Here is a 12,252-nt window from a genome sequence, read left to right as displayed (position 1 = left end):
GTGTAATCTTTTAAGAAAACTCACTTTGCGCGCGTTCTTTGGCCCATTCGCGTAAAACAAATTTCTGCAATTTTCCGGTCGAGGTTTTTGGAATTTCGGTAATCACAACATCTTTAGGCACTTTAAAACGTGCCAGATGCTGTTTGCAGAATTCCATAATCTCTTCCGCTGTTGCAGTTTGTCCTGCTTTGAGTTCTACAAAGGCACATGGTACTTCCTGCCAGCGTGGATCCGGCTTGGCCACAACAGCTGCCGTTAAAATGGCAGGATGCTGATACAGCACTTCTTCGACTTCTAGTGAGGAAATATTTTCCCCTCCGGAAATAATCACGTCTTTAGATCGGTCAGTAATTTTGGCATAGCCATCAGGCTGACACACGGCCAGATCGCCGGTATGGAACCAGCCACCGGCAAAGGCTTCTGCGGTCGCTTCCGGATTTTTCAGATAACCTTTCATCACGATATTGCCACGGAACATGATCTCGCCCATGGTCTGACCATCATGCGGAACTTCCTGCATGGTGTCAGGATCAAGCACTTTCATACCATCTTGTAGCGGATAGGGGACGCCCTGCCGGGAATGCAGCTGCGCCTGTTCTTGAATAGACAGATCGCTCCAGCCGGCTTGTGATGCACAGAGCGCAGAAGGGCCGTAGGTTTCAGTCAAGCCATAGACATGTGTCACGTTAATTCCGATATTACGCATGCCTTCAATAATTGCAGCCGGCGGGGCAGCACCCGCCACCATGACTTCGACACGATGGTCAATTTTGGTCTTTTTCTCTTCAGGCGTGTTGATCAGCATTGATAGGACAATCGGTGCACCACAGAAGTAATCGACTTTATGTTCAGCAATTAGTTTGAAAATCAGTTCGGCATCGACTTTACGCAGGCAGACGTTGGTTCCGCCGTTGGCCGCCATAGTCCATGCAAAGCACCAGCCATTACAGTGGAACAGTGGCAGTGTCCATAAATAGGTGGCACGCGGCATCATGCCACAAGCAATGATATTACTGGCGGCATTAATGTAGGCACCGCGGTGATGATAGACCACACCTTTCGGATTACCCGTGGTTCCAGAGGTGTAACTTAAGCTGATGGCATCCCATTCATCTTGAGGCAAATGCCAGTCAAAATTTGCATCGCCTTGGGCAATCCAGTCTTCATATTCGATTTGACCAATACGGCTGTCTTCACCTTCAAACTCTGCATCGGCCACATCAATCACATAAATTTCTTGTGATACCAGCGCCAGTGCTTCGGTCGCAAGTGCAGTAAATTCAGGGTCGACCAATAAGACTTTGCTTTCAGCATGTTCCAGCATAAAGGCGAGCGTCTTGGCATCCAGACGGGTATTTAAGGTATTGAGTACCGCACCTGCCATTGGCACAGCAAAGTGCGCTTCAATCATGGCAGGGACGTTAGGCAGCAGGACAGACACGGTATCATTTTTACCGATGCCTAATTTTTGGAGTTGGTTGGCAAACTGACGGCAGCGATTGTATTTTTCACGCCAGGTAATGCGGCGCTGACCATGAATAATCGCATTTTGATTCGGATAGATATAAGCTGCACGATCTAGATAGCGTAAAGGTGACAAGGCTACAAAATTTGCGGGGGTACGCGGTAATTCATCGTATGCGCTAACCATGGTAAAACTCCGTTGTATCGTTATTTTCATATCCTTTTGAAAAGATATGCACTTCTTCGAAATCTTGCATTTATGCTTTAGTCGAGTAAATTAATATAAATTTTAAGTCATTGAATATTAATTAAAATATTTAGCCCTATTTGATTTTTTTGAACCCGTGGGTTCCCATATTTGATTTTTTAGGTATTTTACTCTAATTGAGTCAGTAAAATAATATGAGCCAGAGAATAATAATGAAAATACAACAGGCGAATGCAGTCTGGCGAAACTGGTCAGGGAGTCAGCACAGCGCTCCTCAAGTTTTTCAGCCCAGAGAAATAAGCGAATTACAAGGTTTGGTGAAGTCACAGGCAAAGATTCGTGCAGTAGGTGCGGGGCATTCATTTAGTGCTTTGGCTAAAACCAATGATGTGCTGCTTTATCTCGATCATTTAAAAGGTGTGGTGGCTTTGGATGAGGCAAAAGTTCAATGTACCGTGCACGCTGGTACGCGTTTATATGATTTAGGTGAATATCTTGCCCCGATCAATCAAGCTTTACCCAATCAGGGTGATATTGATCAGCAAAGTCTGGCGGGAGCGATTTCCACGGGAACGCATGGCACCGGCATCGATTTACCCTGTTTATCTGCTTTTGTGGACGGTTTTGAATTACTGACTGCAGATGGAGAGCTGTTGCAATGTGATCGTCAGCAAAATGCGGACATCTTCCAAGCGGGGCGTGTGGCGTTAGGTAGTCTAGGAATATTGACCAAAATTACCCTGCAAAATCGTCCGCGCTATAAATTAAAAGAACATATTCGGCTGTGTCCATTAAAAGAAGTATTTGCGCATATCGATCAATGGAAACATCAGCACCGGCATATTGAATTTTGGGCTTTTCTGCATGCCGATCAGGTCATGCTAAAAACCCTGAATGAAACGAATGATGAAATTCAGCCAAGGCAGGAGAACTGGCCATCTGAAGATGCGTTATTGAGCTTGTGTTCTGAATTGACCCGATTTATTCCTGCATCTAATCCTTATCTACAAAAATTATTGGGTGTTTTTGTTAAACCGAGTTGTTATGTAGATTGGTCATCCCGGATTTTTCCGACTCCGCGTCAGACCAGATTTAATGAAATGGAATATCAGGTTCCGGTCGATTCCGGCTTGCAATGTCTGGAGGAGGTTTTAGCCACCTTAAGGAAGCAGAATGTGCCGATGTTTTTCCCGATCGAATTCCGTTATGTCAAAGCCGATGAGATCTGGCTGAGTCCTTTTTATCAGCGTGATTCGGTTTCGATTTCGATTCATCAGTTTTATAAACAGGATTGCCGAGCTATTTTCGATCTGGTCGAGCCGATTTTTCAGAAATATCAGGGACGGCCACATTGGGGAAAGTTGCACAGCATGACAGCCGCTTCGCTGTGTGATCTTTACCCAAAATGGGATTATTTTATGAGATTGCGGCAGCAACTGGATCCGCAGCAAAAATGGCTTAATCCGCATTTACAGCAGTTATTTTTGTCTGAATAGCAGGAGCGAATTATGCAATCGAAGTATTTTCAGCAACTGACCCGAGATTTGCAGCAGCAGGGAACTGGTACATCGCAACTGATTCTGGATCTGGCTCAATATCAGCAGAATCTGGAGATTGTACGGGCAAAAATCCCTGCGCAGCTCAAGCCGCGTCTGGTGGTGAAGTCTCTAGCCAGTATCCAGCTACTCAAACTGGCCAGTGAAAAGCTGAATACCCAGCGATTTATGGTATTTCATTTACCCCATCTTTTAGAAATGATGAGAGCATTTGAACAGGCCGATATCTTGCTGGGTAAACCGATGCCGATTCATGCGGTACAAGGTTTTTATCAAAACGTTCCTGAACAAAATAAAGCAAATGATCAAAGCAATATTCAATGGCTGGTCGATGACATAAAGCGCTTGAAGCAATATCTGCAATTCGCTCAAGAATCTAATCTTCAGTTAAATATCAATATTGAAATTGATGTCGGCTTACATCGTGGTGGGGTGAGTAGCCAGCAACAGTTAATAGCCTTACTCAAACTCATTCAGCAATATCCCGACGCTCTCAGGCTTTCGGGGTTGATGGGCTATGATGCACATGTCGCCAAATTGCCGAATATTTTGAAAAGCCCCGAAAAAAGTTATCAGCAATCGCAGCAGATTTATCAACAATATAAAAATACTATTCAGCAGCAATTCCCAGATTTATGGCGGGCAGATTTGTGTTTTAACGGTGGTGGCAGTCCGACCTTTATGCAGCATTGCCAGCAGAGTGTCTGTAATGATCTGGCTTTTGGCTCGATGCTGCTCAAACCCAGTGACTTCGATCTGGACAATTTATCCGCTTTAAAATGTGCGCTCTGGATTGCCGCACCGATTTTAAAGGTATTGTCTTATAGCCAGATTCCGGGTCTGGAAATGCTGAATCATTTGCCGCATCGGCATAAAGCACTGTTTATCTATGGTGGCTATTGGCAGGCAGATTATATTTATCCTGAAAAAAGCCAGCCGCATCTGTTGTATGGTCGCAGTAGTAATCAGGAAATGCTTCAGGTACCTAGGCAATGCGATATTCATGTCGATGATTATGTGTTTTTAAGGCCGACACAAAGTGAAGCCATCATTCCACAATTTGCCCAGCTCTATGTTTATCGTGAGAGAACATTTATTGAGTGGCAGACTTTCCGGGAATAACCACATTTTGAATTAAAAGATGAGCCTAAGTCTTTAAAGATCAGGGAAAGATTTGGGAGTAAATCTGATTTTTATTGGGGAAAAGGTTTAATCATGCGGCCAAGCCGTGTAAAATTCGAATCGATTTTATTTATCCACCGTTTTTATCTTTTGAGGTTTTCCTCGATCATAATCTCGCGGTGACATGCTCCATGGTACGGGGCATCACTCCTTAAGGATTTCTTATGCCAATTATCACTTTGCCAAATGGCGATCAAAAACAGTTTGATCAAGCCGTATCTGTGATGGACGTTGCACTCAGCATTGGTCCTGGTCTTGCAAAAAATACCGTTGCTGGTCGTGTAAACGACCGTTTAGTGGATGCGTCTGATCTCATCACTGAAGATGCAACCTTACAAATTATTACGCCTAAAGACGAAGCCGGTGTCGAAATTATTCGTCACTCTTGCGCGCATTTGGTGGGTCATGCGGTTAAGCAACTGTTCCCAGAAGCAAAGATGGTCATTGGTCCGGTCATTGAAGAAGGTTTCTACTATGACATCTGGATGCCACGTCCATTCACATTAGACGACATGGCAGCCATCGAAGAGCGTATGAAAAAGCTCATCGATCAAGACTATGATGTTGTGAAAAAAATGACCCCGCGTGACGAAGTGATTGCAGAATTCACAGCGCGTGGCGAAGAATACAAATTACGCTTGATCAACGACATGCCTGAAGAAACACAAATGGGCTTGTACTACCATCAAGATTACTTGGATATGTGCCGTGGTCCGCACGTACCAAATACCAAATTCTTAAAATCGTTCAAGCTGACTAAAATCTCTGGTGCTTACTGGCGCGGTGATGCGAAAAACGAACAGTTACAACGTATTTATGGTACAGCGTGGGCAGACAAGAAACAGCTTGCAGCTTATGTAAAACGTATTGAAGAAGCAGAAAAACGCGATCACCGTAAAATTGGTAAAGCGCTTGATTTGTTCCATATGCAAGAAGAAGCACCGGGTATGGTGTTCTGGCATCCGAACGGCTGGACCATTTACCAGGTACTTGAACAATACATGCGTAAAGTTCAGCAAGACAACGGCTATGAAGAAATCCGTACCCCGCAAGTGGTTGATTTCACGCTGTGGGAAAAATCAGGACATGCTGCCAACTATGCAGACAACATGTTCACCACGCATTCTGAAAACCGTAACTACGCGGTTAAACCAATGAACTGTCCTTGTCACGTACAAGTGTTCAACCAGGGTTTAAAATCATACCGTGATCTTCCGGTACGTCTGGCAGAATTTGGTTCATGTCACCGTAACGAGCCATCAGGTTCTTTACACGGCATTATGCGTGTACGTGGCTTTACCCAAGATGATGCGCATATCTTCTGTACCAAAGAACAGATCGGGCCTGAAGTTGCAGACTTTATCAAATTGACACTCGACGTATACAAAGATTTTGGCTTCGAAGAAGTACAAATGAAATTATCAACGCGTCCTGAAAAACGTGTCGGTGATGACAAACTTTGGGATATGGCTGAAAAATCTTTGGCGGATGCTTTAGATGCTGCGGGTCTTGAATGGGAGCTTCAGCCGGGCGAGGGTGCATTTTATGGTCCGAAGATTGAATTTTCTCTGAAAGACTGTCTGGGGCGTGTCTGGCAGTGTGGTACCATTCAGTGTGACTTTAACTTGCCAGAACGTTTAGATGCGTCTTATGTCACAGAAGATAACGACCGCGATCAGCCAGTAATGTTACATCGTGCAATTCTTGGCAGTTTTGAACGTTTTATTGGTATACTGATTGAACACTACGCAGGTTTCATGCCACCTTGGTTGGCGCCGATGCAAGCGTGTGTGATGAATATTACCGATTCTCAGGCAGAAGCATGTGAGTCAGTTGTCGCAAAACTTAAAGAAAACGGTATTCGTGCAATTTCTGACTTGAGAAATGAGAAAATCGGCTTTAAGATTCGTGAACGCACATTAGAGCGTATTCCTTACTTACTGGTACTTGGGGACCGGGAAGTTGAAGAAGGTACAGTAAACGTCCGTACCCGCTCAGGAAAAAATTTGGGTACTATGTCAATCGATGCTTTCGTTGACCTAGTAAAAGCAGCCGTTGCCGAACGCGGCCGGTACATTGTGGAGTAACAGCGATTAAACAGCCTGACCGTAATCAACAGGGCGGTAACAAATCAAACCGTCCTGCCTTGAATGATGAAATTCGTGCGAAAGAAGTCCGTCTTGTAGACGAAAATGGTGAGCAAAAAGGGATTGTAAGCTTAGCTGAAGCCCTGCGCGCAGCAGAAAGTGTGGAACTTGATCTTGTCGAGATCGTAGCCAATGCTGAGCCACCAGTATGTAAGATCATGGACTTCAACAAGCATTTGTTTGATCTTAAGCAAAAGCAGAAAGAAGCGAAGAAAAAACAACATCAAGTCCAGGTGAAAGAAATCAAGCTACGCCCGGGTACTGATGTTGGTGATTACAACGTAAAACTACGTGCAATCATCAAGTTCCTTGAAGAAGGTAACAAGGTGAAAATCACCCTTCGTTTCCGTGGCCGTGAAATGGCGCACCAACAGTTGGGTCTGGCTCAATTGCAAAAAATTGAAGCTGACGTGGCTGAATTCGGTACTGTTGAACAGATGCCGAAAATGGAAGGCCGTCAAATGGGTATGCTGCTTGGTCCTAAAAAGAAAAAGTAAGCACTCATGAAGCGAAAAAAGCCCTGCAGATGCAGGGCTTTTTTTATGCCCTAAAATTCCAGGCAGTTTGTATGGCCTGCATAATCTGTTGAGCCTGTTGCCGGGAAAACATTGACAATTGAATCCGGAAAAATCCGAGACAGATTTGATTGATCAGATCAGGCTGGCATAATCTAAAATCTAGCGTGCCATCGCGTTGACTGATGAGATGCGCTGGAGTTCTACTCAGCCAGCGCTTGAGATGGGCTTTGAGAGAATCGTATCGCGGATTCAGAAAGCTATAGTGTACCGAGTGTCGTTTTAAGCAGAGGCTGATCCGGAAACCGGCCAAAGTATAATAAATTGCCTGAGACGTTATTTTTAGTTTGGTTCCCAGCATGAGCAGCGAAAGACCAAGAAAGCCGCCGATATAAACATAAAAGCCAGGCGACTCCTGCCATAAAAATAACAATCCTTGCAGAAAGCTGGAATTGCTACGCAGACTGCTTAAATAAAAAATGCTGAATATGCCAACCGGATAACAGAGTAGTAAATATCCGATAGCGCGCATGATCGGACTACTCTGATGAAACAGGATTTTTTCTGACGCGTTCATAGCTTATTTTTATGATCATAAAGCGTATTATTTTAATGAGCTTAGAGAATCTGGAGTCAAAAAGAAAGGCCCTTTTGGGCCCTTCTTTTAAGTCAAATCCAGCTTATTCAACTGATTTTTCATCATTTTCGATCAGCAGTTTATTGCCAATCGGAATTTGGCGCGGCAATTTCTCTTCTGGAATGATACGTTGCAAGTCAATGATCAATAGACCATTTTCATAATCTGCCTGTTGTACTTCAATATATTCATCCAGACGCAAAGACAATTTAAATGTACGTCGTGCAATGCCTTTGTGCAAGAATTCGGTATGGTCATTGCTCTGGTTTTCAGGCTTACCTAAAATGGTCAGTAACTTATTTTCCAGACGAATGTCGAGTTCTTCTTGACGGAAACCCGCAGTTGCGACCACAATCCGATAATTATTTTCGCCATGCTTTTCGATATTATACGGGGGATAATTCGGCGCATCACTTTGCATGGCATAGTCAATAAAGTCATTCAAGCGATCAAAACCGATACTACGACGAAACAGAGGATGAAGATTTAAGTTGCTCATGATTAGAACCTTCTCGATTAAGCAAAGTTATAAAAACAAGAAAATAAGATCTGTCATGTCAGACATCGACAGTACATAAGATTGACGCAATCCTTATGCACAAATAAATATGTGTCTGCTGTAAAAATTTTCAAGATAAAAAATAAAAAAATACATGAATTTTTATTAAGATAATGATATTTATATAAAAATATTTTTGAAATACAGGCTTGTTGTTTCTGGCTGAATCCTCTATGTTGAATGCATCATGGCATAGATAAAGTGCAGGGAGTATTAAAAAAATGATCGATTTATATTATTGGGGCACCCCCAACGGCCATAAAATTAGCATTGCTTTGGAAGAAATGGGGCTGAAGTATCAAATTTTTCCGATTAATATTCTGGAAAATGACCAGTTCCAGTCTGACTTTCTGGCTATTTCTCCTAACAATAAAATTCCGGCGATTGTCGATCAGGAAGGGCCAGATGGCCAGCCGATTTCAATCTTTGAATCGGGTGCGATTTTGCAGTATTTAGGTCGTAAAACCGGCATGTTCTATCCGACAGATGAAATCAAACGTATTCAGGTAGAACAATGGCTGATGTGGCAAATGGGTGGACTAGGCCCGATGCTTGGGCAAAATCATCACTTTAGCCGTTTTGCGCCTGAGCGTATCGCCTATGCCACCGAGCGTTATGTCAATGAAAGCAAACGTCTGTATGGCGTGCTAAACAAGCAGCTGGTCGGGCAGGATTATGTGGCTGGTGAATACTCGATTGCCGATATGGCGATATTCCCGTGGTTGTTGCGACACGACTGGCAGCAGATTAACCTGGCAGATTATCCTGAAGTGGCTAAATATATCGATCGCTTGAATGCACGTCCTGCAGTTCAGAAAGCGCTCGCCATACAGGTCAGTTAAGCTGCAGCCTTTATGCTAAAATAGCCTTAAATAAATAAAGCCACCCTTAAGGTGGTTTTTTATTGGATGGATATATGAACGATTTTCTTCTGAATTTTACCAAGATTGTTGAAAGCAATACCCGAATTTACTGGAGTATTCTCTTCGGTATTGCTGCATGTTTAGTGCTTTATATTGCTGAAATTGTACATATTGATCAGGTAATTGCTGCTCTCAATACCAAAGATCAGCAGATTTTGCGTGCAGCGATTGAACCCATTACTCAGCAGTATAAATGGGGACGGATCATGGCAATGGTGGCAGCAGTACTGTGGTCCAGCTGGGAATATAGCAAAGCCAAGAAAAAACTGCGTTTAAGCCATTAATACTGGCATGAGCCTGTTTCTGCTCTTTCTATCAGCCTTCGGTGCAGCGACATTACTGCCTTTACAGTCTGAAGCTGTGCTGCTTGGTCTTTTGGTACAGGCAAGCCATAGTGTGGCACTGTTAATTGCGGTGGCCAGTCTGGGGAATATTCTGGGTTCCTGTGTCAACTGGTATCTGGGGCTCAAAATCGAGCATTATAAAAATAAAAAATGGTTTCCGGTGTCAGAAGACAAGATGCTCAAGGCACAAATGATATATCAGAAATATGGCTATTGGTCTTTGCTGCTGAGCTGGGTGCCTATTATTGGAGATCCCATTACTTTAATTGCAGGACTACTGAAAGAAAACTTTGCCCGATTTTTGTTCATTGTCAGCCTGGCGAAAATTGGACGTTATCTGTTTATTTATGCGGCTTTTGCCCTGTTCTAAACCTGAAGCGATTTTTCTGATTCTGTTTTGCGCACTATTTTTAAAGTGAAATCATAAAACCATCCTGTTTAAATTCGCTTATTGGATGAAGATGCTTTTGTTTTAAACAAAGATGCTTTAGAATACTCGCTCCCTTACCTGCAGGTCGTTTTGTAATGGTGCAAACGAGCCGAACAGGTGTTCAAAAGAGGTTGTTATGCCTAAGATGAAAACTCGCCGTGGTGCAGCTAAACGCTTTAAAGCGACTGCTAACGGTTTTAAGCGTAAACAAGCGTTCAAACGCCACATTTTGACCAAAAAATCTGCTAAGCGTATTCGTCAATTGCGCGGCTGTGTAATGGTTCACGTAAGTGACGTTGCTTCAGTTCGTCGTATGTGCCCGTACATCTAAGGAGATTATAAATGGCTCGTGTAAAACGTGGTGTACAGGCTCATCGCCGTCACAAAAAAATTCTTGCTCGCGCTAAAGGTTACTATGGTGCTCGTTCACGCGTTTACCGCGTAGCGTTCCAGGCGGTAATCAAAGCTGGTCAATATGCATACCGTGACCGTCGTCAGAAGAAACGTCAATTCCGCGCTTTGTGGATTGCACGTATCAATGCTGGTGCACGTCAAAACGGTTTGTCATACAGCCGCATGATTTCTGGCTTGAAAAAAGCTCAAGTAATCATTGACCGTCGCGTTCTTGCTGACATCGCTATGCATGACGCAGTTGCGTTTGCTGCGATTGCTCAAAAAGCAAAAGATGCGTTGGCTGCATAAGTCTTTATGACTTGAAAAAAGACCGCCATTTGGCGGTCTTTTTTTGCCTGAAAAATGGGAAATAGCTAATGCGCGATTTTCGTGAAATATGGTCGCCCATCGATCAGACTAAAAAAAGTTAAGTTTGCGAATAACGACACCGATACTATTTCAGAAAAATGGGCTGAAACTAATACTGTAATCTGCTTGAATTTAACCTTTTATTTCCATCTTTACTGAGCAATAAAAAGAGCATTATCTCGAGCGCTGAGTAAAAAATAATTGCGGTTAAATTCAAATAATCGAAAAAATATCAAACCCTGGTTGAGTTGAAATTCAATTGTTTGATGAATGATCAAAACTCATCGCGAAAACCGACAGCATTATTTCAAGCTCATCTCTGCTGTCGAATATCAATATATCCACTGGATTCGGCTAAGTTTTCTCCAAGAAGTTAATATTTTCTTGCTGAAATCTTAAAGACCAAGATAGTAGCCAATCAGACAGATAATCACGGTAATCACAATCAAGGTCAGTACATTTGCAGAATTAGATTTGCCAGGATCTTGAGGTTTTTCCGCTTTAGATATTTTGGGCGAACGGTGTTCGGTACTCATACCCACAAATGGGTCAGGCGCAACTTTTGGGGTGAGCTGTGCAGTTTTATAGTGGTTGGCAACTTTGCTAATGAATTTGGCACTTAAATCATCAATTTTTTGTGAAAAGTGGCGTAAATTGAGCTGCTGATCTGGGCTCAGGACTTCACCATCTGACGTATAGGGATGTTGAATTTTAGTTTGAATAAACTCATTTAAGGCATCTAGCCGGTATAAAGTCTGATGCGCATAATCAGCTGAATAGTCGGTCGGAATCAGGGCCAAATGACTTTCTGTATCTGCCTGAATTGCCGGTATCGTGCCGTAGTATGGAAGATTGGTATACGCCGGTTCTATAAAATCTTGAGCTAGGCTGCTTTCAAATAACTCATAATTGGTATAAGCCTGGATATCGTCCCAGTTCGGTGCTTCCAGATCTGTGTCAATACGCTTGGCCAGTTTGGGATTCAGCTCATAACACCAGAATGTTTCATGACGTAAAGGGGACTGCTGCGATTTAGGCGCTTCGTAATCATTGTCCGCGCTATACCATTCCGGCAATTCTTTGCCAATAATCCAGGCAGTTTTGGCTTTGGCACCATGGCTGACGATAAAATGCGCCAGAGGTAGCAGCTCGACATTGGCATTCGGATTTTTTTCATCAACCAGTAAATCCGAGCGATGCAAGCTCAGTCGGCGAACCCCTTGTTTTTTCAGTCCTTCCAGCCAAATCTGAAAATGCTGGGCCAATAGGTGCTGTGACATCAGATCCCGGAAGGCAAACTGATGCTGATTAAAAATGGAATGTTGAATCCAACGATTGAAACTCAGGTCCTGAGTCAGATACTCATTGCCATAAGTGACCAAGGTCAGCTGCTGTTTCCAAATTTGATCGAGTGCCATAGTGATTTGATCTGATTGATATTGTGTTTATCTTATACTTTTTATATTTAATCATGCCAATCTAATTTTCCTTAAAACGTATCTTCATCAAAGTGTCTAAAAACTGT

General features: G+C 43.2%; 13 protein-coding genes. 9 read left to right on the top strand and 4 right to left on the bottom strand.

What is annotated here, in order from left to right; translation table 11 throughout:
- Positions 1–10: 10 nt before the first annotated feature.
- Positions 11–1,651 carry an acyl-CoA synthetase gene (locus FTV29_RS12145; RefSeq protein WP_159138719.1) on the bottom strand — a complete coding sequence of 547 codons (1,641 nt, stop codon included), beginning with the start codon at positions 1,649–1,651 and terminating at the stop codon, positions 11–13.
- 233 nt (positions 1,652–1,884) lie between these two features.
- Between FTV29_RS12145 and FTV29_RS12140 the strand changes: the two genes are divergently transcribed.
- The 4 genes from FTV29_RS12140 (at position 1,885) to infC (ending at position 7,054) form a co-directional block, all read left to right on the top strand.
- A complete protein-coding gene (locus FTV29_RS12140) occupies positions 1,885–3,168 on the top strand; it encodes a D-arabinono-1,4-lactone oxidase (protein ID WP_180075553.1) in 1,284 nt (427 codons plus the stop codon).
- 12 nt (positions 3,169–3,180) lie between these two features.
- Positions 3,181–4,350 carry an alanine racemase gene (locus tag FTV29_RS12135; protein WP_180075552.1) on the top strand — a complete coding sequence of 390 codons (1,170 nt, stop codon included), beginning with the start codon at positions 3,181–3,183 and terminating at the stop codon, positions 4,348–4,350.
- A gap of 224 nt (positions 4,351–4,574) precedes the next feature.
- Entirely contained in the window at positions 4,575–6,497 is a 1,923-nt protein-coding gene (thrS, locus tag FTV29_RS12130) for a threonine--tRNA ligase (protein WP_005095787.1), read from the top strand.
- A 59-nt stretch (positions 6,498–6,556) separates the two neighbouring features.
- Positions 6,557–7,054, top strand: coding sequence for a translation initiation factor IF-3 (gene infC, locus FTV29_RS12125; protein WP_004647518.1), 498 nt, complete (start codon positions 6,557–6,559; stop codon positions 7,052–7,054).
- A 43-nt stretch (positions 7,055–7,097) separates the two neighbouring features.
- Here the strand turns inward: infC and FTV29_RS12120 are convergent, their stop codons facing one another.
- Both FTV29_RS12120 and FTV29_RS12115 read right to left on the bottom strand, forming a co-directional pair.
- Entirely contained in the window at positions 7,098–7,649 is a 552-nt protein-coding gene (locus FTV29_RS12120; RefSeq protein WP_074384065.1) for a hypothetical protein, read from the bottom strand.
- Between the two features lie 103 nt (positions 7,650–7,752).
- A complete protein-coding gene (locus FTV29_RS12115; protein ID WP_005095791.1) occupies positions 7,753–8,208 on the bottom strand; it encodes an Hsp20 family protein in 456 nt (151 codons plus the stop codon).
- Between the two features lie 281 nt (positions 8,209–8,489).
- Between FTV29_RS12115 and FTV29_RS12110 the strand changes: the two genes are divergently transcribed.
- From FTV29_RS12110 to rplT, 5 genes are all read left to right on the top strand, one after another.
- Positions 8,490–9,110 (top strand): glutathione binding-like protein, encoded by a 621-nt coding sequence (locus tag FTV29_RS12110; protein WP_005095793.1) that lies wholly within the window; start codon positions 8,490–8,492, stop codon positions 9,108–9,110.
- A gap of 74 nt (positions 9,111–9,184) precedes the next feature.
- The gene (locus FTV29_RS12105) at positions 9,185–9,475 is read left to right on the top strand and encodes a hypothetical protein (protein ID WP_005095794.1); all 291 of its coding nucleotides are present in this window, start codon (positions 9,185–9,187) and stop codon (positions 9,473–9,475) included.
- 7 nt (positions 9,476–9,482) lie between these two features.
- Positions 9,483–9,905 carry a YqaA family protein gene (locus FTV29_RS12100; protein WP_159138722.1) on the top strand — a complete coding sequence of 141 codons (423 nt, stop codon included), beginning with the start codon at positions 9,483–9,485 and terminating at the stop codon, positions 9,903–9,905.
- 196 nt (positions 9,906–10,101) lie between these two features.
- Positions 10,102–10,296: a 50S ribosomal protein L35 gene (gene rpmI, locus FTV29_RS12095; RefSeq protein ID WP_004278281.1), complete on the top strand. Its 195-nt coding sequence runs from the start codon at positions 10,102–10,104 to the stop codon at positions 10,294–10,296.
- Between the two features lie 11 nt (positions 10,297–10,307).
- Complete coding sequence (rplT, locus tag FTV29_RS12090) at positions 10,308–10,667, top strand: 50S ribosomal protein L20 (RefSeq protein ID WP_005095799.1); 360 nt, start codon at positions 10,308–10,310, stop codon at positions 10,665–10,667.
- Between the two features lie 455 nt (positions 10,668–11,122).
- Here the strand turns inward: rplT and FTV29_RS12085 are convergent, their stop codons facing one another.
- Entirely contained in the window at positions 11,123–12,145 is a 1,023-nt protein-coding gene (locus FTV29_RS12085) for a hypothetical protein (RefSeq protein ID WP_159138723.1), read from the bottom strand.
- Positions 12,146–12,252 lie beyond the last annotated feature (107 nt).

This window comes from Acinetobacter sp. YH12254, assembly GCF_013417415.1.
In the GTDB taxonomy this organism is placed as follows: Bacteria; Pseudomonadota; Gammaproteobacteria; order Pseudomonadales; family Moraxellaceae; genus Acinetobacter; species Acinetobacter pseudolwoffii.
Note: the sequence above shows the minus strand (reverse complement) of the source record. Positions and strands in the feature narration are given on the sequence as shown.